Origin of the sequence: Deinococcus yavapaiensis KR-236 (assembly GCF_003217515.1) — a bacterium.
GTDB lineage: Bacteria > Deinococcota > Deinococci > Deinococcales > Deinococcaceae > Deinococcus_A > Deinococcus_A yavapaiensis.
Window position 1 is genome coordinate 116411 of sequence record NZ_QJSX01000007.1, and the last position, 24987, is coordinate 141397.

At 66.1% G+C, this 24987-nt stretch carries 19 protein-coding genes and 1 pseudogene; 10 read left to right on the top strand and 10 right to left on the bottom strand.

What is annotated here, in order from left to right; all coding sequences use genetic code 11:
* Positions 1 to 11: 11 nt before the first annotated feature.
* Complete coding sequence (locus DES52_RS10395; RefSeq protein ID WP_110886750.1) at positions 12 to 1259, top strand: MFS transporter; 1248 nt, start codon at positions 12 to 14, stop codon at positions 1257 to 1259.
* A 120-nt stretch (positions 1260 to 1379) separates the two neighbouring features.
* On the opposite strand, the gene DES52_RS10400 is transcribed toward DES52_RS10395, so the two are convergent.
* Positions 1380 to 1952, bottom strand: a complete 573-nt coding sequence (locus tag DES52_RS10400; protein ID WP_245900901.1) for a GNAT family N-acetyltransferase — start codon at positions 1950 to 1952, stop codon at positions 1380 to 1382.
* 209 nt (positions 1953 to 2161) lie between these two features.
* Here DES52_RS10400 and DES52_RS10405 point away from each other — a divergent pair, with 209 nt between their 5' ends.
* Entirely contained in the window at positions 2162 to 2932 is a 771-nt protein-coding gene (locus DES52_RS10405; RefSeq protein WP_211317902.1) for an alpha/beta fold hydrolase, read from the top strand.
* A gap of 23 nt (positions 2933 to 2955) precedes the next feature.
* Here DES52_RS10405 and DES52_RS10410 read toward each other — a convergent pair whose 3' ends face one another.
* Entirely contained in the window at positions 2956 to 3633 is a 678-nt protein-coding gene (locus tag DES52_RS10410) for an ABC transporter substrate-binding protein (protein WP_110886752.1), read from the bottom strand.
* A gap of 440 nt (positions 3634 to 4073) precedes the next feature.
* On the opposite strand from DES52_RS10410, the gene DES52_RS10415 reads away from it, so the two are divergent.
* Both DES52_RS10415 and DES52_RS10420 read left to right on the top strand, forming a co-directional pair.
* Entirely contained in the window at positions 4074 to 5135 is a 1062-nt protein-coding gene (locus tag DES52_RS10415) for an EAL domain-containing protein (RefSeq protein WP_110886753.1), read from the top strand.
* A gap of 17 nt (positions 5136 to 5152) precedes the next feature.
* Entirely contained in the window at positions 5153 to 6001 is an 849-nt protein-coding gene (locus tag DES52_RS10420) for a sensor domain-containing diguanylate cyclase (protein ID WP_170130993.1), read from the top strand.
* Between the two features lie 246 nt (positions 6002 to 6247).
* Here DES52_RS10420 and DES52_RS22910 read toward each other — a convergent pair whose 3' ends face one another.
* Positions 6248 to 6889 (bottom strand): DUF1517 domain-containing protein, encoded by a 642-nt coding sequence (locus DES52_RS22910; protein ID WP_170130994.1) that lies wholly within the window; start codon positions 6887 to 6889, stop codon positions 6248 to 6250.
* Positions 6890 to 6932: 43 nt separating this feature from the next.
* On the opposite strand from DES52_RS22910, the gene DES52_RS22915 reads away from it, so the two are divergent.
* A complete protein-coding gene (locus tag DES52_RS22915; RefSeq protein ID WP_170130995.1) occupies positions 6933 to 7193 on the top strand; it encodes a hypothetical protein in 261 nt (86 codons plus the stop codon).
* Between the two features lie 696 nt (positions 7194 to 7889).
* Here DES52_RS22915 and DES52_RS10430 read toward each other — a convergent pair.
* Positions 7890 to 8291 (bottom strand): nuclear transport factor 2 family protein, encoded by a 402-nt coding sequence (locus tag DES52_RS10430; protein WP_110886756.1) that lies wholly within the window; start codon positions 8289 to 8291, stop codon positions 7890 to 7892.
* Between the two features lie 291 nt (positions 8292 to 8582).
* Here DES52_RS10430 and DES52_RS23715 point away from each other — a divergent pair, with 291 nt between their 5' ends.
* Entirely contained in the window at positions 8583 to 8753 is a 171-nt protein-coding gene (locus DES52_RS23715; RefSeq protein WP_110886757.1) for an IS1/IS1595 family N-terminal zinc-binding domain-containing protein, read from the top strand.
* Between the two features lie 196 nt (positions 8754 to 8949).
* Positions 8950 to 9303: pseudogene (locus DES52_RS10440) on the top strand (IS1 family transposase); the annotation flags it as partial.
* A gap of 137 nt (positions 9304 to 9440) precedes the next feature.
* Here the strand turns inward: DES52_RS10440 and DES52_RS10445 are convergent.
* From DES52_RS10445 to rsgA, 5 genes are all read right to left on the bottom strand, one after another.
* The gene (locus DES52_RS10445) at positions 9441 to 10796 is read right to left on the bottom strand and encodes an AAA family ATPase (protein ID WP_170130997.1); all 1356 of its coding nucleotides are present in this window, start codon (positions 10794 to 10796) and stop codon (positions 9441 to 9443) included.
* Positions 10797 to 11252: 456 nt separating this feature from the next.
* On the bottom strand, positions 11253 to 12425 hold the full coding sequence (locus tag DES52_RS10450) for a PQQ-dependent sugar dehydrogenase (protein ID WP_110886760.1): 1173 nt from the start codon (positions 12423 to 12425) through the stop codon (positions 11253 to 11255).
* Positions 12426 to 12873: 448 nt separating this feature from the next.
* Positions 12874 to 15357, bottom strand: a complete 2484-nt coding sequence (locus DES52_RS10455) for a UvrD-helicase domain-containing protein (protein ID WP_170130998.1) — start codon at positions 15355 to 15357, stop codon at positions 12874 to 12876.
* Positions 15354 to 17942, bottom strand: coding sequence for a PD-(D/E)XK nuclease family protein (locus DES52_RS10460; protein ID WP_110886762.1), 2589 nt, complete (start codon positions 17940 to 17942; stop codon positions 15354 to 15356). The genes DES52_RS10455 and DES52_RS10460 overlap by 4 nt, the downstream gene beginning before the upstream one ends.
* A 141-nt stretch (positions 17943 to 18083) precedes the next feature.
* Positions 18084 to 19091, bottom strand: a complete 1008-nt coding sequence (rsgA, locus tag DES52_RS10465) for a ribosome small subunit-dependent GTPase A (protein ID WP_110886763.1) — start codon at positions 19089 to 19091, stop codon at positions 18084 to 18086.
* A 450-nt stretch (positions 19092 to 19541) separates the two neighbouring features.
* Between rsgA and DES52_RS10470 the strand changes: the two genes are divergently transcribed.
* The gene (locus tag DES52_RS10470) at positions 19542 to 21818 is read left to right on the top strand and encodes a 3'-5' exonuclease (protein WP_245900903.1); all 2277 of its coding nucleotides are present in this window, start codon (positions 19542 to 19544) and stop codon (positions 21816 to 21818) included.
* Positions 21819 to 21860: 42 nt separating this feature from the next.
* Here DES52_RS10470 and DES52_RS10475 read toward each other — a convergent pair whose 3' ends face one another.
* Positions 21861 to 22061: a hypothetical protein gene (locus DES52_RS10475; protein ID WP_146237254.1), complete on the bottom strand. Its 201-nt coding sequence runs from the start codon at positions 22059 to 22061 to the stop codon at positions 21861 to 21863.
* Positions 22062 to 22858: 797 nt separating this feature from the next.
* Between DES52_RS10475 and DES52_RS10485 the strand changes: the two genes are divergently transcribed.
* Positions 22859 to 23662 (top strand): recombinase family protein, encoded by an 804-nt coding sequence (locus DES52_RS10485; protein WP_110886767.1) that lies wholly within the window; start codon positions 22859 to 22861, stop codon positions 23660 to 23662.
* 190 nt (positions 23663 to 23852) lie between these two features.
* A complete protein-coding gene (locus tag DES52_RS10490; RefSeq protein WP_110886768.1) occupies positions 23853 to 24959 on the top strand; it encodes an acyl-ACP desaturase in 1107 nt (368 codons plus the stop codon).
* Positions 24960 to 24987: the final 28 nt, after the last annotated feature.

Genomic DNA, 24987 nt, shown 5'->3' on the forward strand with positions numbered 1-24987 from the left:
ACGCTGTCCGCATGACTGAGACGTCCTCGTTCGACCCGGCGACCGGGAAGCGCCCGCCCATCGTGTTCCTGCTCGCCACCGCCTTCCTCTTCTCGATGGGGCTTTCGTTGGCGATCCCGGTGCTGCCCTTCGTGGTCGCCAAGTACGTGCCGGACCTTCACTTGCAAGCCAACGTGGTCGGCTGGCTGGCGGCCTTCTACGCGCTGCTGACCTTCTTCTCCTCGCCCTTGCTGGGCGCGTTGAGCGACGCGTACGGACGCCGACCCGTGCTCATCATCTCGCTGCTCGGCTCGGCCATCGGCTACGTGATCTTCGGCCTCGGCGGCAGCTTGTTCATGCTGTTCTTGGGGCGCGGCATCGACGGTTCCACGGCCGGCGGCTTGAGCGCCCTCTTCGGCTACGTGGCCGACACCACCCCGGAGGAAGCGCGTGGCAAGGTCTTCGGGCAGATCGGCGCGACGGTCGGAGCGGGCTTCATCGTCGGCCCGGCCCTCGGAGGGCTGCTGTCGCACCTGGGCTTGAGCGCGCCTTTCTACGCCGCCGCCTTCGTGAGCGTCCTGAACTTGCTGTGGGGATACTTCATCTTGCCCGAGAGCTTGCCGGTGGAGCGGCGCACCCGGCAGTTCGACGCCGCGCACTTGAATCCGCTCGCGCCGCTTCGAGGCGCGCTCGAACTGCCCGTCGTGCGCCGCTTGCTGACGGTGAGCGTGCTGTTCATCTTGCCGTTCTCCCTCATGCAGGTGGTCTTGACCTTGATGGCCCGCGACAGCCTTGACTGGGGGCCAAGCCGAGTCAGCGTGGTGTTCACGGCGGTGGGCGTGTGCGACATCGTGGCGCAAGGGCTGCTGCTGCCCATCTTGCTGAAGCGGTTCGGGGACCGCCGGGTGTCGCAGCTTGGCCTCTCGGCGGGCGTGATCGGCATGCTGCTGCTGGCGCTCGTGCCGTTGACAGGCCAAGCGGCGCTGCTGTACGTCGGCGTGATTCTCTTTGCGGCCGGTGAGGGCGTCTTCAACGCGACGCTGGCGTCCCTGCTTTCCGCGGCAGCTCCCGAGGACGCGCAGGGGCGCGTCCAGGGTGGCGCGCAGGGCGTGCAGTCGCTGGCGCAGGTGGCGGGGCCGCTCTTGAGCGGCACGCTGTACGCGAGGCTGGGCGGCGGTCCCACGTTCGCGGCGGGCGCGGCGGTCGTGGCCTTGGCCCTCGCGGTGCTGACGGGCAGCCGCCTCTCGGCGTCGAAGGTCAGGGCCGAAGCCGTCGACTGAGGAACTTCGGCGGGCCGGTCAGGCATCTCCGGCCCGCTCCGCCTTCACGCCGAACGCCGTCTTGACCGACGAGGGGTGAGCGCGAAGTGGAGGTCGTGAACAGTTCGCGTGGAATTCCCTTCAAGCCGACGAGACAGCATTGGACGCCGTGGTGCGTTCGAACAGAAGGGTCGGCTGATCACGGTACGTCACTTGACTGCGCAGATGGTACCCGCACTTTCGAGCGACGCGCACGGACGCGAGGTTGTCCGGGTGAATCAAACAGAAGGTCGGTTTCGCGGCGCCTTCGGGCGTCGCGAGGTGCGTGTCGCTCCAACGGAGCACGGCGCTCAACGCTTCCGTCGCGAGGCCTTGGCCGTGTACGCTCGGCAGCAACACCCAGCCTGCTTCCGGCACTCCTTTCATGCCGGGCGTGAGGTCCCGGTGGAAGTCTGCCAATCCGACTTCTCCGACGAAAGCGCTCGTGGACCGCTCGCGAATCGCCCAGTATCCGAAGCCCAGCAAGGCCCACAAACCCGCGTAGCGCAGAAGGCGGCTCCACACCTCCTCGCGAGTGGACGGCCGACCGCCGATGAAGCGCGTGACGAGCGGATCGCTCCACAGCCGAAGGCAGGCGTCGAAGTCGGCCGTCGTGTGTCCACTCAACATGAGTCGGTCGGTGATCAACGTCGGTGCGTTCGCGTGCTCCATCATAGATTCCTCGCGCTTGGCATGCCCCACGGTAACGCGGAACGTACGTGGCGGCGGGCAAGACGTCGGACGAGTCGGCAATCGGAAAAACGAACCTCTCGACTGCCTGAAGCCTCAGGCGTTTCGAGCCCGAGGCGACGACGTGTGAGATTCTACTTCGCATGAATGATGTCGGTCCGTTTCCTGCGGCCTGGACAAGCGGAAGCTGCGAGGTGAACGCCGTCGAGATCCACTACGTGCGAACGGGTGGAGACAAGCCCACGTTGATCGCCCTGCACGGATTGGCGGGAAGCGGCGCGTGCTGGACGGCTTTGGCGCGCACGCTCGAAGACGAGTACGACGTGGTGATGCCCGACGCGCGCGGGCACGGAAGGTCGAGCGCTCCGTCCGACGGGTACCTGTACTGCGACCACGCGAGCGACGTCGTGGGCCTCATCGACGCGTTGCAACTGACCGACCCGATTCTGCTCGGACACTCGATGGGCGGCATGACGGCGGCCGTCGTGGCGAGCGAACTCGGAACCGCCCTTCGCGGCGTCGTTCTCGTCGACCCGACGTTCATCGGTCCCGAGCAACAGCGTGACGTCTACGAGAGCGAGGTGGTCGAGCAGCATCGCCACCTCCTTCGAGCGGACAAAAGCGAGTTGCTGACGCAGTCACGACTTCGTCATCCGCATCGTTCGGCGGAGATGATCGAACTTCTCGTCGACGCGCGCCTTCGAACCCACATCCGGGCGTTCGAGGTGCTGACGCCGCCCAACCCGCCGTATCACGACTTGATTCGCCGCATTCGCGCGCCTCTGCTGATGGTCCTGGCGAGCAAGGGCGTCGTTTCGATCGAAGCCGCTCGCGCGCTGCAAGGGCTCAATCCTCGCCTCGGCTACGAGGTCGTCTCGGAGGTCGGTCACGGTCTTCCGTACGACCGACCCGAACAGTTGGGAGCCGTGGTCAAAGCCTTCGCGCGGTCGCAGATCGTCGAGTGATCCGCCGTGGAGACGCGGGCAAGTCATCGCGGGCGAGCGCCGGTCGAAGCGAGCGCCGCGGAATTAGAGGTGAAGCGAACCGTGCCGTACGACGACGGCATCGCCACGTCGGTCAAAGCTTGCGGTAAGGCGTCGCGGCGCTCGGCGTCCCGGTCGTGAAGGGCGGTGGCCGCGGCGAGCAGGCCGAGGTACGCACGAACGGCGGCCGCGGAGGTCGCGTTCTTGCCGAGTTGCTTGCGAAAAACGGGCGCCGCGGTCTTGGCGCCGAGCTTCACGCCCGAGAGGCGAACGACGAAGGGAGACGCGCCGAAGGAGCCGCGCCCCTCGAGGAAGACGAGCGGTAGCCGCTGTTTCGTCGCGAAGCTCGCCAAGGGCTTGGCGCCATGAATGGCGTCGAAGGAGAAGATCAGTCGTACGTTTCGGGCCGCCAAACTGTTCGCGGCGAGAACGGCTTGCGGGACGCTGGACGCGTCGTCTTGCACAATGAGAGTCACTTGCCGATCGCCGAAGAGCTTGCGGCGTTTTATCTCGGCGACGCCTGCCGCGAAACCGGCGAGTTGTTGAGCGCCGACGGACGCGCCACGGCCCGTGATGGACGTGATGACACCGAAGCGGAGGGGAGCGGCAACGCCGACGGAAGTCGCGGCGAGCGAAAGGGTGAGGATCAGGGGCAAGCGCCGAGCGGCAAGCAAAGAAACCATGATGACTCCTTCGACGACACGTCGTGCCGTCTTCGTTCGAATCGAGTCGAAAGTGAACCGTGAACAGGGTGGATGCCGAGGCGTGCGAAGTCGCGCGGTTGGTTTCGACGCGTCTCCTGCTCCGCCGAACGCATGGTGGCAGCGAAATTCTTACAAGAACATCACTTTGGTAGCCTACAAAACGACATGAAGTGCGAATAAATGTCGTCCGATTACACAGTCGCCGCTTTGTATGCGTTCGCGCACTACCGAAGGAAGACGTTCAATATTCTCGACAATTTTCCAAAATCGAAGCGTTGGGCGCCGACTCGAATAGAGAACGTATCGACGCCTAACTTCACGTCGCGGTCGATCGAAGTCTCGCCTTCGACAGATCCTTGTAAGACTTCGCTTCGTATGCTTTTCGCAAGGCACTTCACCCTTCACGCCATTGAGGAACCATGAATACCTTGTGCGATTGTCAAAGCATCCGAGCGGCCGAGCTTCCCGACGCGCTCGCCGTACGCGCTTCATCCATTCACGTTCACCGCAAGCTGCACGCGTCCTTGCACGCCTTCGACGTTCCCTTCGAGCTTCACGGCGACACCTTCGTCATAACGACGAGCGCCGCGAGCACCTTGCGCGGCTTGCTCGACACCTTCTCGCTCAACGAGCGCGCCGACCTTCACGCCGCTCCACACACCGACAACCGCACGGACGCTTGGCAATCCGCGCCGCTTCACCTGTGGCTGCATCGCCTCGCCACTCCTTGGTTCGCCGACGTGGCCAAACACCTTCACTTTCACCTTCAACCGATCGTGCGCCTCACGAGCGGTGAAGTGTACGGGTACGAAGCGCTCGCTCGAGGCCGCCTCGACAGCGTGGAACTGGGCGCGGCCGTCCTCCTCGAAGCGGCCGCGGCGCACGGTCAGGCGCGCGCCTTCGACGCCCACGCCCGTCGACACGCCATCGGCACCGCCTACCCGTTGCTCCAACCTCACGAACTGCTGTTCATCAACTTCGCGCCGGGCGTGGTCTACAACCCCGACATCTGCTTGCAAACCACGTTCCAAGCCTGCCGTGACGTGAACGCCGATTTCTCCCGCCTGCTGTTCGAGGTCACCGAAAGCGAAGCCTTCCCGGACTTGACGTTGCTCAAAGCAATTCTCGAGCGATACCGAGCACAAGGCGCCAAAGTCGCGCTCGACGACCTTGGGGCGGGCTATACCAGCTTGACGTTCCTCGAAACGCTTCGGCCCGACATCGTGAAGCTCGACCGAGCGCTCATCCGTGGGTTGCACGACGCCGATCCGCGCGTCGATCTCGTGGCGGCGCTCGTACGCTTCGCGCACGAACTGGGCGTGCAAGTCGTGATCGAAGGCGTGGAAACCGAGCGCGAACTGCGCTTCGCGCAGGAACTCGGCGCGGACTTCGCGCAAGGCTACTTTCTCGGTCGTCCAACTTCGCGTCCCGCCGGACTCGCCACGCCCGCCGCCGCGTTCTGGTCGAGTGTGCAAGCATGAGGACGCGTGAACGTCGAATGCCACCGTTGAGTCCGAGCGTTCTCGCCGCCGCGCTCGAACACGCCGGCATCGGCATTCTCATCACGGACGATCGTCGCCGCGTCTTGTACGTCAACGAGACTTTCACGCGCGACACCGGCTACTCCCTGGACGACATCCGGGGCCTCAGTTGCGCCGTCCTGCAAGGCCCGGGCACGAACCCTGCGGACGTCGAGGTGCTGCGCGGAGCGCTCGACCGCGCCGAACCGATCGAACAAGTCTTGCTGAACTACCGCAAGGACGGCACGCCGCTGTGGTACAAGGTGCGCATCCGCCCGATGTTCGAAGACGGCACGCTGCGGTACTTCGTCGGCGTGCAAGAAAACTACACGCCGCTCAAGGACTTGCAGCGTCAGTTGGAGCACGCGGCGAACACCGACAGCCTCACCGACCTCGGCAATCGCCGCGCCTTCGAACTGCATCTCGCCGAGCTCGAGAAGCGCGCGCACCCCTTCGCGATCGTGATCCTCGACGTCAACAACCTCAAGCACGTGAACGACAGCTTCGGGCACGCTGCGGGCGACGCGCTCATCGAGCGTGTCGCGAGCGGTCTGCGCGCCGCTTGCGATACTCAGGAGCGCGCGTTTCGATTGGGCGGCGACGAGTTCTCGTGGCTCGTCCCCCTCGCCGAGGCTCACGCGTTGACGCACAGCTTGGAGCGGTTGTACGAAGAGTTGAAACGGCAAGGAATCGCTCGACAAGAAATCAGCGTAGGCGCGGCGATCTTCCCGATCGAGAATCTTGACGTGTGGAGCGCGGTGCGCTTGGCCGACTGCAGGATGTACGAGCAGAAAGACGCCCTGAAGGCGTCTACGCCGCGCGCGTGAAGTGGCGACCGATGCTCCTTCGTGCTCGAGCATCGGGGAATGCCCCGGGTCCGAAGGGTCGCGCTCGCGGTCACCGCGAGCGCGACCCTTCGGCGTTCGGGCGAGACTGAAGCCGGAACGGTGCCAACGCGAGGGCAACGTCAATTCGCGTAATCTCACCTTGCTTGGACAAGGCGCGCCGTGTTGGCGCGGCGACCGGGGAAGGAGGCCGAACGCATCGAGCACGAGGGGGGTGGGCGCCCCAGTTTACAACCGCGTCAAGGCAGGGTAGCGGCGGATGGCCTCGTCCTCGTTCAAGAACTCGCCCTCGGCGTCCGGGCTCCAAACGACCTCCAAGCGGCCCAATTGCCCCTCCTCCACGCCCGCCAGCGCGAGCAGGGCCGTTTCCAAGCTCTCGGGCGTGCCACGCGCCACCTTGAAGTTGGTCGTGTCCACCGTCGAGGCCGCCAGGGTCACTGCGAGGTACGTGCCGCCCGGTCGACCTTGATTCTTTCGAGTTCCGACGAAGCCCTTGTGGGCGTTTCCATCCTGATACTGACTCGTCGTCTGGGTCTCGAAGGCCGCCCGTGCGCGCGCCGCCCACCCGCCCACCACGCTCGCCGCGCCCGAAAGGTTACCTGCCCGGCGCCGTTCCAAGGTGCCGTAGGCCCAATCTCCTTTGTGCCGCAGCAGCAGCAGCGCACTTTCGCGCAGCAAGGTGAGCAGACCGCCTGGCCGGTCCGGATCGTGCGATTGCGCGAGCTTCTGGAGTTGCGCCTTGACCTTCGCGCCGTCCGTGAGCAGCACTTGCACCTGCACGGCCTGAGGAGAGCGCCGCCGCGCCTTCACCCAGTCGACCAGCGAGGAAATCACCGCAAAGGCGACGAACAAGCTCATCACGAACAGCACCTCGCCCAGCGTCCAGTTCGAGTCGGAGGAGGAACTGGACCTCGTGCTCGGCGAGGACGAGGACGAGGACGAGGACGATCCCGTGATGGAGGACGAAGACCCGAACGAGGAACTCGAGGAGCTCGGAGAGGACGAATTGCTGCTGCTCGATGGAGACGAGCCGCCGAAGCCGCCTCCGGTCACCGCGCGGGCGGTGCCCACGAGAAGCAGAGCGGCGAGGAAAAAGGCGAGCAGCGCGTGGAAGGAACGTTTGGTCATCTCGTCACCTCGGCGGCCCGTGTGCTGCGACGTGCGGGCCGAGTGAATGCAGTGAACGGGTCTTCTTGACCGACGTTCCGTGTGTAAGAGGCGACGTCGGCGCCGATCTCGATCGACAGGCGGTCCTGCTCGGTGATGGCTCCGGCGGACCCATGGCGCCGCACGGTAAGAATTGGAAGCCGTCGTCATCGAATCTCTCGTGACGCGAGTAGTTCAGCGGCTCGGTCCGAAGCTTCGGCGTCACCAAGGTCTTATTCACGGGCATGACAAGCTCCTTCCGACGTCCGCTCGTGCGGCGCCGCTTCCCAGCGGAAGTGAGGGCAGCCTAGGCGTACCACCGTGACCGGACGATGACTGCACCGATCCACTCGTTTCGCCCGACCGGAGAAAGGCGGTTTGCACGCCGTGATCGGGAAGTTGCAGGAGGTGGGCAGCGTCACGAGCCAGGCTCGCGCGAGAAGTCCGCACGTCGCTGCGAACTGCTTGGAGGCACTGCCGACATCGAACCAGGCGTCGAGGCGTGGTGCGAGTTCCGCCCGCTCGGGTGGGCGGGGTCAAGCGAGGGGCAGTGCGACCGGTAGGGGAACGGCGCCGCGTCAAGCGTGCGCACTGCTCGTGATCGTCCGTAGGCCCGTCCGCACGAGCCACGAAGAAAGCGGCCATTCAAGGCCGCCCATGAGAACGAGCTCGCGTCGTGGCCTGCGCGTCGACGCTCCTAGAAGCAGTTGCGCGCGTCTCGTCGTTACGAGTGCGCGAGCGCTCGTTGGAACAGCATCGTGTCGGTGTACTGCACGAAGCGGGTGATCTTGCCGCCACGAACGGTCCAAGCGTGCGCGACCGGAATGCGAATGCTCTTTCCGGTCGCCTTGTACGTCCCGCTGTACTCGCCGAGCATCACCACGGTCTCGCCGTCGTCCACGAGTTGATGAGGCGTGACGGTAAAGCGATCCCACTCCGTCCCAAGCTTCATGAACACGTTCTGCAGCACGGCCTCGGGACCACGCGAGGTGCCAGGGTACGGACCGCCTTCAGCTTCGATCCATTCCACCTCCGGGTCAAGGTTTCCGAGCACCGCGGGGACATCGCCACGGGAGAAGGCGTCGTAAAGTGATTGAACGGTTTCGCGACTGTTGGTTGCGATCATGCTCGCACTCCTCTTCCACACCAAAAGGAAGCGGGAACGACCTTCGAGGCTTCTCATGTTTGGTGTTCTTGCATGATACTCCTCGGCTCCGCGCTGGCGGCATCCGGTCATGCTCCTCTGGTAAAGCGGGTGACGGGGAACCGAAGGCGAGAGGAATTGGCTTTCACTTGGAAACGAAAAAAGCGTCCTTTCGGACGCTGATAAGGAAAAGATAGCGTGCTATGCGCCATGAGTCAACGGTATTCGTGGTGCGGTAGTGGCTTTAAGAGCATGACGGGTGTTCAATGAAGCATGAACGGAGTGACGTGCCCGCGCTGCGCTTCCGTCACCATCGTCAAAAACGGCCATGCCCACACCGGCAAGCAACGCTTCCTCTGCCGAGCCTGCACCTTTCAATTCACGTTCGATCATGCCCGCCCTCGCATTTCTGACGACACAGAGCCCTCGTCAACCGTTTGTTGACCGAACGTCTCTCGCACCGCGGCATCTGCCGCGCTGTGGGCGTGAGCCGTTCCTGGTTGCGTCTCCACCTCCAAAAGCTGCACAAGACCGTGCCACACAGCCTTGAAGACCAGGTGGTCGCGTCAAAAAAAGCGTGAGCGCCCCGAAGACCGCGCCACTCGTCATGGAGTGCGACGAGTGATGCACCTTCGTCGGTCGGCGTTCACGCGAGCTTTGGGTGTGGCTGGCGATGGACCGTCCCACACGGCGCCTCGTGGGGTGCTTTCTCGGGCCTCGGGACGCGGTGGGCGCGTTCGGGTTGTGGCAAAGCCTGCCGGGCGCGTACGTGAGCGCGGAGTGCCACACGGATAAACTGGCCGCGTACCGAGGCGTGGTGTTCGGGGCGTTGCATAAGCTGGGGGGGACGCAGCACATCGAGCGCTTGAATGCGACGTTACGCGCGAGGTTGCCGCACTTGGTGCGTCGGTCCTTGTCGTTCAGTCGAAGTCGAGCGAACTTGGAGACGTTGGTGTGGTTGTTCGTGCACCGCTACAATGCGTCATTCCTTTGAATCAACTACCCGCCTCATGTTCTTTCGACGGCGAGACCGTCTCGTGCGCGTTCTCCCGCCTTCCTACTGCCCGCGAGGCGCAGGGCGGCGCGTCAATCGGCAACTGCTTCGAGGCGAACGAGTCGTTTCCTTGCCGCTTACGCGCTGAGGAGGCGTAACTTCGTCGGGCAGCCTTTGTGCACCGAGACCAGCCAAGCATTCCAGTCACGCTGCACCGCGTCGAAGTCACCGCGGCGCGCCAGCAGGAACTCCTGAACCGCCGCCATGCTCACCGCGCCGTCCGGCACGCGATGCGCGAGTTCTCGCACCACGCCCTCCGTCACGTCCGGCCAGAAGCGGCGCAGCATGCCCGCCACTTGCGCCCTCGACGCGTTTCCCAGGAACACGTGCACGTCCGCGCGGCCCGGTCGAATCAGCGCCGCGTCGAGATGCTCCAGGTGATTCGTCGTCATGAACGTCACCCGCCCGTCCTCCCCGGCCGCCACGCCGTCCAAGGCGTTCAAGAGGCCGTTGAAGGACAGCTTCACGCTCGGCGTTCTCGGCGCGCGCCCGTGAAAGACCGCGTCGATGTCTTCGAGCAAAATCACCGCGCGGCGCGGCAAGTTGCTCAGCAACGCCACGAGACGGTCGTCGCTCAGCTCGGGCGTCGCGAGGTTGAGAATGCACACGCCGAGCCCGAACTCCCCGGCGAGCGCCGCCACGAGGCTCGATTTGCCGTTGCCGGGCGGGCCGTGCAGCAAGTACCCGCGGCGGTACGGAATGCCGACCTCGGCGTACCACGCGCGATCTGCCAGGAACGCCGCGAGGTCTCCGCGCGCACGCTGCAAGACGTCCCCGTCGTACACGAGGCTCGACAATGGGCGTGCCGCGCGCCGCTCGGCGAGGTTCCACCCCTGGTACTCGGGTACGTGGATTTCCACGCGGCCGTCGTGCCGCCCGGCGGTGAAGTCGTACGCGTCTTGCAGAAGTTGCGGAATCACGTTGCGCGCCGAGGCGAACATGCGGAAGGTCAACGCGTGCGTGTAGCCGAGGAACTTGCGGTCCTGCCCGTCGCGCCGCTCCCGGCTTGGACGCGCGAGCACCCAGTGGCCGCGGTAACGCAGCAGCACCTGCCCGCCCAGCGGCACGAGGCGCACGTGCACGGCGTCCCCGTCACGGTCGGTGCCGAGCGTGAGGTTCTGGCCGCCCATGTGCTCGTTGAAGCGCGTCACCACGCCGAGGTGGCGCAAGTGCCGCCCGACGGGTTGCGCGGCCAGCCACGCGGCGAGCCAGGGAAAGGCGTGGTCGTCGCCTTGCACGTCGAGCGTGAGGGTGAAGCGGTTCTTGAAGGCTTCCCATAGTCGTCCTGGAAAGGTGCGTAGGGTGGCGGCGAGCGCGCCGAGCGCGCCGAGGAGGAGGCCGCCTTGGGCCAGCTCGTTCGAGGCGAGCGTGCGGTGCAAGGTCGTCACGATGTCATGCCAGGTGGTTGCAAGGAGGTTGATCAAGGTGTCCATAACGGTTCCCGGGAGAGTCGTGAGGCGGCCGCTTCCCGGGAACGAGGGAAGCATGGAAAAGCCGCGCGGCAGGGCGTCGAGCACGACGAGCGCGAGCAGTGGAAGCTCATCGACTGTAGCAAGCGGCCCTTCGTTCGTTCGTCCGCCGAGTGGCCACGGGCTCGCTACGCCCTTCGGCTCAGCCCGCGATCGAAGCGCTCGCCACGAGTCCACGAGACGTCACCACATCTCCGTCGCCCCGCTCTCGCAGCGCGAGTTGCTCATCGTCGGGCACGCACGGATTCCTAGACCCGTGGCCGTGTCGCTCGCGGACGACAAGCGAAAAGCAGGCCGCCCATGGACGGCGCGGCAGTGGAAACGCGGCGCGAGAGGCAACTCCTCTCGCGCCGCGAGCACGCTCAGGGCCGCAGTCGCACCTTGACGAGGCGGCGCTCGTCCGAGGTACCGCCGACCTCCTTACTGACCGTAGGTGATGCGGTAGATGACGCCGTTATCGTCGTCCGTGAGCAGCATGGCGCCGTCCGGCAGGACCGCGAGATCCACGGGGCGGCCACGAACGGTTTGCCCGTCCAGAAAGCCGGTGACGAAGTCCTGGGCCTCCCCGGTCTGTGGATTCACCATCACGACCTTGTACCCGGTGCGTTCGGTGCGGTTCCAAGAGCCGTGCAGCGCTACGAACATCTGGTTGCGGTAGGCGGTGGGGAACTTCGTGCCCGTGTAGAACGCCAAGCCGAGCGGCGCGCTGTGCGCTGTGACCGTCGCGAAGGCCGGGGTGGCGTTCGTGCAGACCGCGGCGGTCTTCCGTCCGAACTGCTGATCGAACACTTGCTTGCCGCTCAAGGTGTAGCAGTACGGCCAGCCGTAATTCCCCCCGGCTTGGAGTTTGTAGAAGCTTTCCGGCGGGATGTCGTCGCCGAGCATGTCACGGCCGTTATTGGTGGCGTACAGGGTGCCGCCGAACCATTCCAGTCCCACGGCGTTGCGCAGCCCTGTCGCGTACGCCTTGCCGTTTTTGCCGTTCGCGTCGTACGCCCACACGGCGGCACGCCGCGGGTCGCTCTCCTCGCAGACGTTGCAGCTGCTGCCGATGGAAACGTACATCCGCCCGTCCCGCCCGAACGTGACCGTTCGCGTGCTGTGCCCGCTGCCGGACGGAAGATCGACCAACTTCTGGGCTGCCCCGCTCGCTTTCGTGTCCCCGGACTTGTACGCGAATCGCACGACCGCGTCGGTGTTCGCGACGTACAGATACCCGTTGTGGAATGCCAACCCGTGTGGCTGGCGTAATCCCGTGGCGAAGGCGGACTTGCCGTCGGGCTTTCCGTCTCGGTTGCGGTCCGGGAGGACGAAGACCGTGCCCGCTCCCATGTCGCTGACGAACACGTCCCCGTTGGGTGCGACGGCGAGCAGGCGAGGGCTCTCGAAGCCGCTCGCGTACTCCGTGACGTGAAAGCCGCTCGGAACGTTCAGCTTGCTCGCGATTCCCTGACCGGACGCCGCCGTCAGGGCCGTGAGGCAGAGGGTGCCGGTCAGGACGGACGCGGCGCGTCGGAAGGAAGCCGTCGTCCGTGCGACTCGATGCTGAAGGGGGTGTCGATGCTGGCGAGGTCGAGCGTCACGAGTCTGCATGGTGTTCCTCCGATTGAGTTCAAAGCCTGCGTGATGTTCTCCGGGCGCTTGCCACCACGAATAACTCCTCGGCAGGGGAATACCACTACACCTCTCGACCGTGAAGCCGCGCTGAGGATGCGCCGCCGCGAATGGAAAGATGACGATTGCGACAACGTCTCGATGGCGCGGTGTTCGTTATCGTGCGGGGTCCTGTGCCGTCCCGTCGGGTCGAACACCAAGCCGGGGTCGAACTTCCCGTACGACGTACTCGACGTGTCCGCTCCTCGGAGCGGAGCGAGTCGCTTGCGTCATGGACGTCCGGGTGCCCACCGAGGGGCCTCCATGAAGCGACTTTGCAAGGCGTCGTGACCGCGCTGTCCGTCGACGCCGTCACGCTTGTCGAGGTAACGCGCCACCGCTTCTTTCGTCAAAGGCCGAGCGAGTCCGTCGAAGGTGCGTGAGCGTATCAATCGTCGGACGGAACGGGAGCGGGAGAAGCGCTCGGGGATGCGTCACGCTCGTCGTCCGCGTCGGCCACGACCCGTTGCACGTCGACGCCCGCCGCCTCCAAGCCGGGTTCGAGCAAGGCGAACAGTGAGCGCGGCGGGCGCTTCGACGCCGTGAGGACGAGGTGGTCGCGCGCGCGCGTGAGCGCCACGTACAGCAAGCGGCGCGCTTCGGCATCTTCACGCCGCGCGGCGAGCGTGCTTTGCAGCGCGTACGGCACGGGCAGCTCGGTCTCTGATCCCTCGGGTCGGCACGCCACGCCGAAGGTGGGGGAGAACAGCACGCTCGGCGCGTCACTCGTCGGCGTCCACGCGAGGTCCGCGACGACGACGATCGGCCACTCGAGGCCTTTCGCGCCGTGCATCGTCGATAACGTCACGGCGTTTCCGCTCGCCACCGCCGGACGCTTCACGTTCCATCCGGCTTGCAGATACTCACGCAAGCGACGCACCACGAGGAACACGTCCTCCTCGCCTCGCTCGAGTTCCCGCAGGAGGTCGAGGGTGCCGCGCCAATCCGCCAGGCGACGCTCCGCGTCCGGCAGGTGCGCGAGCACGGCGCTGTACCCGCCGAGGCGATCGGCGAGTTGCACGAGTCGGCTCGGCGACCACGACCGACGGTGCGCTTCCAACGTCCGCAGGAACTCGCTCGCGCGGCGAGCGAGCGGATCCGTGCACGCCGCCAGCGCGTCCAGCCACGGACGCTCTCCGCGCGCTCGGTGCATGGTGTGCAGCGTGGTGTCGCTCAGGCCGCACCACGGCGAGCGCAGCACCGCGATCAGCGCGACGTCGTCGTGCAATGCCACGGCTGTCAGGAGGTTGACGACGTCACGCGCGGGCGTCGTGTCGAGCAGCGAGCCGCTGCCCGCCGCCACCACGGGCACGCCGTGCGCGGCGAGGGCCGCGCCGATCGCCGGTAAGGCTGCCCAGGTGCGCGTCAGCACCGCCACGTCTCCCGGCCTCGCCTCGCGAGGACCGTCTCGGTCCTCCACGAGCAGGCCCTCGTCCAGCAAGGCGCTCACGCGCCGCGCGACGAGGTGGGCTTCCAAGCGTCGCTGCTCGGCCGTGGATTCTTCGCCGTCCACGACGTGCGCCTCGATGGGAAAGACGGCGGTGCTCGAAGGGCGCGCGGCGCGCAGCGGCGCGTGGAGGTCGCCGAGGAGCGGCGCGAAGACGGCGTTGCACGCGTCCACGAGGCGCGCGTGGGTGCGGAAGCTCACGTCGAGCGCGACCTCCTCGCCGCCCTCGGCCGTGACGGCAGTGCGGGCGCGGCGAAAGGTGTCGACGTCCGCGCGACGAAAACCGTAGATGCTCTGCTTCTCGTCGCCCACGACGGTCAAGCGCGCCGTCGCATACAAGTGCCGAAGAATTTCGTCTTGAACGGGGTTGACGTCTTGCGCCTCGTCGATCAGGAACGCCTTCCAGCGCCGCGCGTAGTGCGCGCGGACCTGCTCGTCTTGCAGCGCGTGCAGGGCGTGCACTTCGAGGTCCGCGAAGTCCAGCAGTCCCTCGCGTTGCTTGCGCGCGCTCAATTCGGCTTGCACGCCCTCGAAGGCTTCACGCACGTCCGGAAGCGCTTCTTGCCACCACGCGTCGCCCACCCCGACTTGGAGCGTGAGGTCACCGCGATCCGTGGCGAGGGCCTTGATGGTCTTCAACGCGTCCTTGACGCTCGCGAGCGCGCCGTCCGGCCACGCTTTGGCGCTTCCGCCGCGCAAGTCGAGCGTGCGCAACACCTCCGCGTGCGTCGAGGGATCGTCGAGGAGACGTCGAGCGCTGTCGAGTGCGGTGCGTCGCGCGTCCTCTACGCGGTCGCCTTCCTCTCCTAGCACCGCCTGCAGGGTGCGCAGGGCTTCGCGCCACGTCGGCTCGCTCGTCAACGCGTGCGCCGCGTCTCGTCTCGCTTGCGCGGCCCACACGCTCCAAGACTCTCCTCCTACCGCGAACGCGCGCTGAGCCGTGAGAGGATCGCCGAGCAGGGCGCGCAGCACCTCGGAAAGCCGCGAGTACGGCAGGCGCGTGAACAGGCGTGGCGGCAGGGCGGCGAGCGCGAGCGCGAAGTGCTCGTCGAGCCACGCCGCGCGCTCCTGCTCGTCGATGACCCTCGCGTCGGCCCGCACGCCCGCCGAGCGCGGATGGTCGCGTACGATGCGGCCGCACAAGGCGTGCAGCGTTCCGATCGGCGCGGCTTCCAGCTCCGCGAGCGCCTCGAAGTCGTCCGGCCGCGCGCTTTGCACGCCTCGGCGCACGCGGGCGCGCAGTTCCGTCGCTGCTTTCTCCGTGAACGTCACCGCCACGACCTCCAGCGGGGACAGGCCGTGCGCTTCGAGGTGATGCAGGAAGCGCGCGACGAGCATGTGCGTCTTCCCGCTGCCCGCCCCGGCGACGACGGCGACGCTGCCCGCCGCGTGCGCCGCGCGCGCCTGTGCGTCCGTGAGGCTCACGCGGGCTCCTTGCGTGCGAGGCGAGGCCCGGCGCGACACACGGCCGGGTACGGGCAGCGTTCGCACGCTTTGCGCGCCGCGTCCGGCCTCGGTGGAAACGCGCCGCCCTCCAGGGCGTGCTTCACGCGATTCGCGAACGCTTCCAAGGCGGCGTCGCCGAGGCGCAGTTGCCCCAGGTTGTCCCCGGTGCTCAGCGATACGTACCGCGCTCCGCCCGGCGGGCGACCCGGCATGAGGGCGGGCAGGGCCGTTTGCTGGTAGATCGGGAGTTGCACGTCGAGGCCGAGCTTGCCGTCCGTGTCCTGCGCGCCCGGAGGTTTGCTCGACCCGCTTTTGTAATCCACGATCGCCACGGCCCGCCCGAGGTCGTCGACACGGTCGACGACGCCGCGCACTCGCAAGCCGTACCACGCGCCTTCGAAGGGCGCTTCGACGAGGGCGATGCGCGCGTTCGGCGCGAGAAACTTCGGGGCGCTCAGGGCGCGCCGGAGGCGCGTGAGTTCCTCGAGGCGCTGCACGTCCCACAGGGGTGTGCGCGGCCAGCCGAGGCGCTCTTCCGCTTCGCGCAGCGCGCCCTCGAGCGCGCCGAGCATGACACTTCGCGCGTCCTCGCCCGGCCTCGCTTGAGCGCGCAGCGCCAGCAAGCGCATCGTCTCGTGCCGCAAGCGCCCCAGGCCTAGCGACTCGTCGTCGTTCTCGTCGGTCACGTCGACGCGCAGCTCGTACGACAACCACCAGCGGAACGCGCACGTGCCAAGCACGCGCAACTCGCTCGCGGAGTACACCCGCTCGGTCACCGCGACGGAAAGGCCGGTGAGGCCGTCGAAGGCGTCGAAGGTCGTCGCGGTTTCTCGGCGGCGCTCCACGTCGAGGGCGTGCCGCGCGAACGCCGTGACGTCGTCGGCCGCGTCGAGCGAGACGCGCCGAGCTTCCTCCTCGCTGCAAGGCGTGCGGCGCTCGTGCGCTTCGATGTCGGTCGTGAGGCGCGTGAGGTACGAGCTGGGCAGTCCCTCGCCGCCGCTCTGGCCTTGCCGTGCGTGACTTCCGGTGAGGGTGCCGCTCGCGGCGCACAGCAACGACCAGAAGGACAACGCGTCCCGCCTCGCCAGGGACGCCGGGACTTCGAGCGGCACGCCGCTCGCGTTCAGGCGGCGGCGTTCGATGAAGTCCAGCAGCGGATCGTCGGCGAGCGGCGCGGGCCACTCGCCTTCCACGAGGCCCAGGATGAACACGTGCGGTACCCTCGCGCCGATCACGGCGTACGGCGTGAGAAGCTCCAGCGCCTGCCCGCTCGCTTGAGGAGCGACGGCTAGCAAGGAGAGCAACGTACGCACTTCTTCCAAGAACGCCTCGCGCGACACCAGTTCCTCCGCGGGGCGGGCCAAGGCGCGCACCTCTCCTGTCAGCGCGTCGAGGGCCGCCTCGTCGAGCGACCCTCGCGCGCGTGCGCGTGCCTCGACGTCCCGAGCTTCGAGGAGGTTCGTTACCCGCGCCGTCCACGCGGCGCGCGTCGCTTGCGCGGGCCACGCGAACGCGCTCAAGTCCACGCCCGCCTCGCTCCACCCGTCGAATGCGTCGGGCCTCGCGCTTCTCAACGCTCGCCAAGCGTGCGGCTCCACGCCGACATCGAGCGGATGGCCGAGCAGTCGCGCGACCCGCTCGAACGCCGGACCACGCTCCACCACCTCCAGAGCTACGCGCAGCCACGAGCCGACGCGTGTCTCCCCGAGCGGTACGGACGCGGTGACGTCCACGTCGAGGTCGTACTCCCACGCCACGGCTTGCACGAGCGGTCCCCAAGCGGCGTCGTCCGCCACGACGAGGGCGACGTCCGACACGGGCACGCCGCGCTTCAACAAGTCTCGAATTTCACTCAGGGCGGCGCGCACTTCCTCTTCGCGGTGCGCGGATGACCGCGCCCGCACCTTCGCCAGCCCACCGCCCAGAAAGGCGTTCGCGGCGTCGGGCAGGGGCGGGGCGTCGAACTGCACCGTCCACCCGCGCGCTTCCAGCCAAGCTCCGGCCTCCTCGTTCTCCGTGAACAAGCGGTGCGGCGTCCACGGCAGGCAGACGACGCTGCCGTCCCCGGCGAACGCGTCGAGGAAGCGGCGCTCGTCGAGCGTGAGCCGCACGTACCCGAACAGCGTCAACGGTCCGCCTCGCTCGATGGTGCGCGCGGCGACCGCGAGGACTTCCGCGCCGTCCACCACGCTTTCGCCGCGCAAGAAGCTGCGGTAGCGAGCGGCGACGCGCGCCACGTCGCGCACCCGCGGCACGTCATCGCGCGCGAGCGCGTCGAGGTCGACTTCGAGGCGCAGCAACTCACGCACGGCCGGACCGAAGGTGCGAGCGCTGCCCGAGGGGGCCGCCGCGCCGAGTTCGATGCTCACCGCGTCGGTCAGCAGGCGGTGAGCGAGCACCGGCGACGCGACCTCGATGCCCCGTGACGTGAGGTGCGTGCGCGCGAAGCTCGACAGGGGCGTCGCGGCTCGCCCGTAGCGAGCGGCGGCGCGGCGGTTGAGCGTCACGAGCTCGCCGTGCACGACGGGTGGCGCGGCGGACGAAAGAAGCAGCGTGCGAAGCATGACGAAGACTCCTCAGTGTACGCGCCTCCGCACGCGTGGTCGGAGCGGACATCACCGAAGATCCCGCGAAAGCTTCACGCGAAGAACTGGTCGGAGCGACTGCTCCGATCGCTTCTCGGCGTCGCTGGAGACCCGCGGGCCTCAACGTCTCTTCGGGCGTCGCGTGGAAAGGCCCTGCGCTTGGTGGTAGGCCGTCAGCGTTTCGGCGGAAATGGTTCCTTGCTGAACGGCTCGTTTCACGGCGCAGCCCGGTTCGGTGGTGTGCGTGCACTTCCGGAAGCGGCAGTTGGCCGCCGTTTCCTCGATCACCTCGAATCCGGAGGGCCGACCTGCCGCGTCCCAAACCGCGATGTCACGAAGACCCGGATTGTCGATCAGCAACCCGCCGCCTGGAAGGGGGTAGAGCGTACGACCCGTGGTGGTGTGACGTCCTTGCTGATCGCTTTGCCGAATCAACCCGGTGACGGCCGCTTCCCGTCCTAGGAGCGCGTTGGTGAGCGTCGACTTTCCGACCCCGGACGAGCCGATCAGCGCGACGGTGACGCCTTTTTGGAAGTAAGGTCGTACCGCGTCGAGCCCGTACTCGCTTGTGGCGGCCACCTCGTGCACGGGCAGGTCGAGCGCCAACGTTTTGATTTGCTCGACGAACAGGGCGGCGTCTTCGATCAAATCCGTTTTGTTCAGCAACACCACCGGTCGTGCCCCACTCGTTTGGACGGCTGCGACGTAGCGTCCCAAGCGAGATACGTCGAAGTCCTCGCCCGGCGTGGTCACGATAAAGACCACATCGACGTTGGCGGCAATGATCTGCTCGGACAGGCCGCTGTTCACCGCCCGCGCGAAGGTGGTTCGGCGCGGCAGGACATGAACGATTCGCAGCGCCGATCCCGCCGCGAGGTGTTGAACGACGAGCCAGTCACCGATGACCGGCTGCGTGAGGAGTTCCGAGCCGCTTTGCCGCAAGGTGCCGGCCAAAAGCGCCTCGGTGGGTCCGTTGGCCGTCCAAACTTGAAAGGTCGCGCGCTCGACGCCCACCACGCGGCCCATCTCCAATTCCGCTCGTGCTTCCGGCGGGAACGTCGCCATGAACGATCGCCCGGCTTCGAGGAAGAAGTCGCTCAGGCCGAGGTCCTCAAGCGTGCTGATCATGGCCGCCCCGGCTCTTGAACACCCGTCGAGTCCCAGCGTCCTTGTGTTCGGGAGTCCACATAGCGTTAGGGTAAGCCTCGGGCCCGGCCTTGTCCTGTCACGTTAAGGCTCGCTGAGAGCAGGAGGGCTTCGAAACGGCAAAGGAGGCGCGCCGATCGATCACGCGCTTCACGTCTCACCTCTCGGTGGGGATTCTCGCCGGGCACCACGTCGGCCAGGCGTTGGTGGACAAGTGACCGAGGACGACCGTGGGCCTCGCCCCGAGAGGCCGAGCTTCGGACGGTCCTCGAGGGTGGCGCGCGACCGACCGGACTTCGCGGGAAACGGGCGCCCTTCTTGTTCGCGCGGCACCGAGCTCGCTCCGCGGTGATAAGATGCGCTCCCTTTCCGGCCCCGCCGCTTTTCCGAGGAATCATGCCGACCGATTCACCTGCTTCGTCCCCTCCGAACGTGCGTTCATGGCTGCAAGGCCACGACGACACGTCCGGCATCGTGAGCGTGCACGCCGATTCTCGAGGTCGAGCGATCGTTTGGCGACGAGTCCAAGGGCGACTTGTCGCCGAGCGCGCCACCTTTCGGCCGTTCGTCTTCGCGCGTGACGTCCACGACCTCGCTCACGTCGGTCATCGCCTTCGCCGAGACGACGACACCGCCGAATTTTCACATCACTCCTTGAAAGGCGCCGAGGGCAGCCTGCGCGTGCTGATCAGCGCCCGGGACGGCTTCACCTTGCGTCAGGAGCTTCTGCGCGGAGCGTCCCTGCGGCTCGGGCGCTCCTTGTCGAGCTTGCCCGACGCGGAGTACCACACGCTCGGGCCGATCGAGCAGTACCTGACGTGCACGGGCCGCACGTACTTCAAGGAACTCGCGTTCGACGACCTCGTTCGTTTGCGCTTCGACCTCGAGACGACCAGCCTCGATCCCACGGACGGGCGCATCTTCCTGATCGCCGTGTCGGACTCGCGCGGCTTGGAAGCCGTGCTCGAAGCGCCCCGTGACGAGGACGAGGCGGAGATGCTGCGCGCCCTCGTGCGTCTCGTGCGGGCGCGCGACCCGGACGTCATCGAGAACCACAACATCCAAGGCTTCGACCTGCCGTTTCTGATCGAGCGCGCTCGACGGTTGAACGTGGACCTCGACCTCGGGCGACTCGGCGGACCGAGGGGCGTGCGCCGCGTCGGCGATGGGCAGCGAACGCCGCACTTCACGGTGACGGGACGGGAAGTCGTGGACACCCTCGACGGGGCGCGGCGCACCCTGAGCTTGTCGAGCTTCGGCCTCAAGAACGTCGCGCGCGCCTTGGGCTTCGCCGAGGAAGGCCGCGTGTACCTCGACGGCGCGGAAATCTACCCGACGTACCAACGTGAACCCGACCTCGTGCGGACGTACGCGCTCCAAGACGTGCGGGAAGTGGGCCTCGTGAGCGAGCGGGTGTTCGCGCCGGCGTTCGCCCTCGCGAAGCTCGCCCCGAGGCCGTTCGCGCGCGTTACGTACGCGGGCACGGCCACCGGGATTCTCGAGCCGATGCTCGTTCGGGCGTACCTGCACGAACGGCACGCGCTGCCCGGAAACACGTGCACGACCGGCGACGCCCATCGAGGCGGCGCGGTGCACTTGTTCGCGGAGGGCGTGCTGCCGCGCGTGGTGAAAGCCGACATCGCCAGCCTCTACCCCAGCCTCATCCGCACGTACCGCATCTCCCCGAAGTGCGATCCGCTCGAAGTCTTCTACCACCTCGTGGATGCATTGACGCGCGAACGCTTGCGCCACAAGACCCTCGCCTCGCAACTTCCGAGGGGGACGCGCGAGCAAGCGGAAAGCTTCGCGATGCAAGCCGCGATGAAAACGGTGATCAACAGCGCGTACGGTTACCTCGGGGCGGGGGAGATGAGTCGCTTCGGCGATCGGGAAGCCGCGGACGCCATCACGCGGCACGGCCGGGCCGTCCTGCGAACCGTCCTGGAGGGCTTGCGGGCGCACGGAGTCACCTTGATCGAGGCGGACACCGACGGCGTGTACTTCGGCGTGCCGACCGATTGGGACGAGGCGCGCGAACGGCAAGTCGTCGAGGACGTCGGACGGAGCCTTCCGGCGGAAGTGACGTTGGCGTTCGAAGGACGGTACGCCGCGATGTTCAGCCACGAAGTCAAGAATTACGCCTTGCTGGGGTATGACGCGAGCCTCACGGTGCGGGGCGCGAGCTTCCACTCCAGCCGCGCCGAACCGTACGGAGAGGCGTTTCTTCGCGCGGCCCTGACGGCCTTGCTGCGCGGCGACGTGCCGAGCGTGCGCGCCGCCTTCGACGACACGCTGCGCAAGCTGCGCGCTCGGACGTTCACGAACGCGGACGTGAGCGTCACCGTGCGCGTCAGCAAGACGCCTCAGGCGTACTTGCAATTTCGGTCGACGCGCAAAGAACCCACGTACGAAGCGTTGCTCTCGGCGGGCGTGACCGACTGGCAGCCCGGCGCGCGAATTCGCTACTTTCGGCACGCGAACGGGACGGACGTGCTTCTCACGGATCAAAACGTCACAGGGCGCGCGTACGACGCGCGGCATTACGAGCGCGTTCTGCGCGACGGGTACGCGACGCGCCTTCGCAAAGCGTTTTCTCCCAGGGACTTCCAATCGTTGTTTCGCGACGACACCCAGGCGTCGTTGTTCGATCCGCCGATCGATGATGTCCGTACGACTTGGCGGACGGTGACGACTGAACGAAGCGCTTGACCGGGACGGCAAGACCGTCGAGTTCGCCTGACCGGCGGTGAATCACTGCCTCTTCAGCACCAGCCGCAGCTCATGTTCCCAACTCGGGAACTGGCCTTCCGCCTTCAAGTCCTGGGTGTACTCGCGCACGAAATCGATGGCATTCTGAACGGCCAACTCGTGGTTGGAACTCACATCCATGGATTGCCAGTACCGCAGTTTCGCGAGGGCAAACACGTTTGCGCGGATCTGAGTCATGTCCATACCAAGCAGCATAAACGTAAGGCCGCCGACCCCACGAACACCTTACCCTCACGTCCTCCACGTCCACCGAGACCAACAGAAGCTCCGGATTGGAAGTGAACGTGCGGCCCGCACCCTGGCTCATGAAAGGCGGAAGTCCACTCGCTCTATCGTTCCAACGGACGCCTCGCGTGTCCGTGACACTCGCGCCAAGCGTGTTCGCTTCGAACTCCCGTGCCGAGCACGCTCGGCCTCCTCGCTCTTCACAAGGCAAGCGCGCCCGGTATTGCCGAGGTGCTTGAAGCGCATAATGCACTTACTTCAGAACGCAGCGTCGTGCTCGACGATGGGCAGGAATTCTCGGTTCCTGCCACCCCTCGTTCCTCAGCCACTCAAATCAAGCGGGACGCTTTCCGCTCCTCGAGTTCAATGACGTCCAGTCAGCACTTCGAGGTCGGAGCGTCACGCATCGACCTTCGCACGCCTCGTCACGAAGACTGTGAAGCACCGAAACACGACGCTCGAAGGAGTACTGGTATTGATGCAAACCCCATTGAATGACTTCATCCTCGAGACTTCACCTTCTACCACCGTGGACGCCTGGGTCGACGGGCCGCCGCCGGAACACCACGCTCGTCCGAGGCAACAGGGTGAGGCGCCTGTGAACCGCGCCCTCTTCGAACGACAACGGCATGACGACGACATCTTTTTGCTTTTGAACAGTCGATGAGCTGCCTCGTCGGCTCGGGGGGCAGTCGCCTCGGCTTCGCGGTGATTGCCAAAGCGCCCCATGCCCCTCACCTGCTCGGCGTTCACGGATGCAGGTCGCGCTTTCCCTGCCTCGGGACGGAACGCCGTGGGTCGCCTGCGTGCTGATCGGGTACGTCCGATCCCTGCGCTTGATGCAGCAGCCGTACATGCAGGCGACCAAACTGATCGCGGTGGGGTGTCAGTCGATTTATATCGAGATGAGCAGCGGCGATCACCTCGCGAGGCCGGTGCTGCACCGCGCGATCGCCGGCCTGGAGCCGGGCGACGTCCTGATCGTCGGGGACGGAGATCGATTGAGCCGCAACGAACTCCAGACGGACATCCTGCTGCGTCGCATTCACGCCAAAGGCGCCACCTTGCAACTGCTCGACGCGAACGACGAGTTGCTGCCGGTCGTGCCGATCGACACGAACGTTCGACAAAGGCCGCGTCCAGCTTCGGCGACAGGAGCGCTGCCGGTGCGCGGCTCTTCTTGCGAGGCGCCGTTTATTCGGATGCGTGGAGCGTCAACTATGAAACGAGGAGGAAAGTATATGGGAACATTTGTTTTGAAGGGCCGTTGGTTTGGTGACGTCGAGTCACCCGAACGTTGTTTCAAAGGAACGGTCGAGCATGCCGGTGAGACCGAGATACCGCTGGGCGAGCAGGCGGTCGTGTCGTATGAGGGCGGGCAGGGCACGCCCACCAGTGACCGCCGTGTCGAGCACGGCCGCTACAACTTGCTGGTGACGAACATGGCGCCCGAGCAGTTCAGCTTGGTGAGTTTCGTTCGCAAGGACGGCAGTATGAGCCGTGAAGCGGAGCAGACCGACGAAGACCAATTGTGGGGCGGCGACGTCTTCGAGTCCTGATTGCGCCTGACGGGGTCGTCACGTCGACCTTCACAACGTCGACGCGGCATTCCGCCCCCGTCGGTCGCCTTGATTCGCCCACTCGGCGGTGCCACGCGTGTCGAAGGTTCTCGGACTTTCGATCGTGGCTTGTCGTGCGTTGTCGCGCCGACGACGCAGGGGCGCCGCCCTCGATGGTTTGGAGGTTTTCATGACGAGCATCATTCCACCCTCGGTCGTTCCGCTTGGACGTCGACAACCCGCCGCGCTTCTCAGCCATCGAGAGAAGGACAAATTGATCGAGCGTGCCTTTCTCGGGTTGTACCGCTGGTACACCTCGCGCAGCCAGGAAACGCGTAATTGGAATCCCGACAAGAGCTTCGATTGGCGAGCTTTACGCACGAATGCCTCGGCGGACGTGACGACCATCGTGCAAGGCTTTTTCGCGGTGGAGCAGTACGCGCCCGACTACACGTCGGAACTCGTGAACCTCGTGCGGCGCAGCCACGGGCGCAGTCACTTCCAATTGCGCTGGGGCAGCGAAGAGGAGAAGCACGCCGACGCCTGGGAAAACGTCCTGCTGTTTTCGCGTCAACGCTCGCCGCAGTGGATCGCCGAGTACAAGGAGCGCCTGCGAAGTCAGCAGTGGACGCTGCCCTTTCCGGACGCCATCACGAACCTCGTGTACACGGTGTTTCAAGAGCGCGCCACGCAACTGAACTACCTCAACTTGATGGCGGTCGCGTCCGGCAAGAGCGACAAGGCGCACCTGCGAGGGCAAGAGGACCCGGTGCTGGCGAGCGTCGCGCGAACCATCGCGGTGGACGAAGCGGCGCACTACAACTTCTTCCTCGAAGGCGTGCGCCTGTACTTGTACTACTATCCTCAGCAAACGCTGGAAGCGATTCGCACGGTGATCACGCAGTTCAGCATGCCGTCGTCGCACCTCGTTCCGGATTGGGACAAGTTCGCCGAGACGGTGTACCGCGCGGGCGTGTACGGGCCGAGGGACTTCAGCCGTGACGTGATGCAAGTGGTCTTTCGAAACTTGGGCATCGAAAGCCGCCGGACGCTGGAAGAAGGCATCAAAGCCACGCGGGCCGTGCCGAATTTCGATGCGAACGCCACGCAGCAAACGGCGATTTGGGACACGTTCGATTACGGCCTCGTGGAGGGCGACGTGAAACGCTTGCACGTCAAGATCGGGAAGTACGAGCAGGAAGTCGGCTTGTCCGACCTCGACCCGACGGAATTCGTGGAAAATCCCGAGTTGCCCAAGGCGTTCGGCCTCGTCAATCAAGAGCGGGAGCGCTCGTGACCGCTTCGTCGTGGAGGACGACCCCGCG

Excerpts from the sequence above, each read along its gene's own strand:
- DES52_RS10395 (WP_110886750.1), top strand. The coding sequence starts at position 12 with ATGACTGAGACGTCCTCGTTCGACCCGGCGACCGGGAAGCGCCCGCCC.
- DES52_RS10400 (WP_245900901.1), bottom strand. The coding sequence starts at position 1,952 with ATGATGGAGCACGCGAACGCACCGACGTTGATCACCGACCGACTCATG.
- DES52_RS10410 (WP_110886752.1), bottom strand. The coding sequence starts at position 3,633 with ATGGTTTCTTTGCTTGCCGCTCGGCGCTTGCCCCTGATCCTCACCCTT.
- DES52_RS10415 (WP_110886753.1), top strand. The coding sequence starts at position 4,074 with ATGAATACCTTGTGCGATTGTCAAAGCATCCGAGCGGCCGAGCTTCCC.
- DES52_RS10420 (WP_170130993.1), top strand. The coding sequence starts at position 5,153 with ATGCCACCGTTGAGTCCGAGCGTTCTCGCCGCCGCGCTCGAACACGCC.
- DES52_RS10430 (WP_110886756.1), bottom strand. The coding sequence starts at position 8,291 with ATGATCGCAACCAACAGTCGCGAAACCGTTCAATCACTTTACGACGCC.
- DES52_RS23715 (WP_110886757.1), top strand. The coding sequence starts at position 8,583 with ATGAACGGAGTGACGTGCCCGCGCTGCGCTTCCGTCACCATCGTCAAA.
- DES52_RS10445 (WP_170130997.1), bottom strand. The coding sequence starts at position 10,796 with ATGGACACCTTGATCAACCTCCTTGCAACCACCTGGCATGACATCGTG.
- DES52_RS10450 (WP_110886760.1), bottom strand. The coding sequence starts at position 12,425 with ATGCAGACTCGTGACGCTCGACCTCGCCAGCATCGACACCCCCTTCAG.
- DES52_RS10460 (WP_110886762.1), bottom strand. The coding sequence starts at position 17,942 with ATGCTTCGCACGCTGCTTCTTTCGTCCGCCGCGCCACCCGTCGTGCAC.
- rsgA (WP_110886763.1), bottom strand. The coding sequence starts at position 19,091 with ATGATCAGCACGCTTGAGGACCTCGGCCTGAGCGACTTCTTCCTCGAA.
- DES52_RS10475 (WP_146237254.1), bottom strand. The coding sequence starts at position 22,061 with ATGGACATGACTCAGATCCGCGCAAACGTGTTTGCCCTCGCGAAACTG.
- DES52_RS10485 (WP_110886767.1), top strand. The coding sequence starts at position 22,859 with ATGCAGGTCGCGCTTTCCCTGCCTCGGGACGGAACGCCGTGGGTCGCC.
- DES52_RS10490 (WP_110886768.1), top strand. The coding sequence starts at position 23,853 with ATGACGAGCATCATTCCACCCTCGGTCGTTCCGCTTGGACGTCGACAA.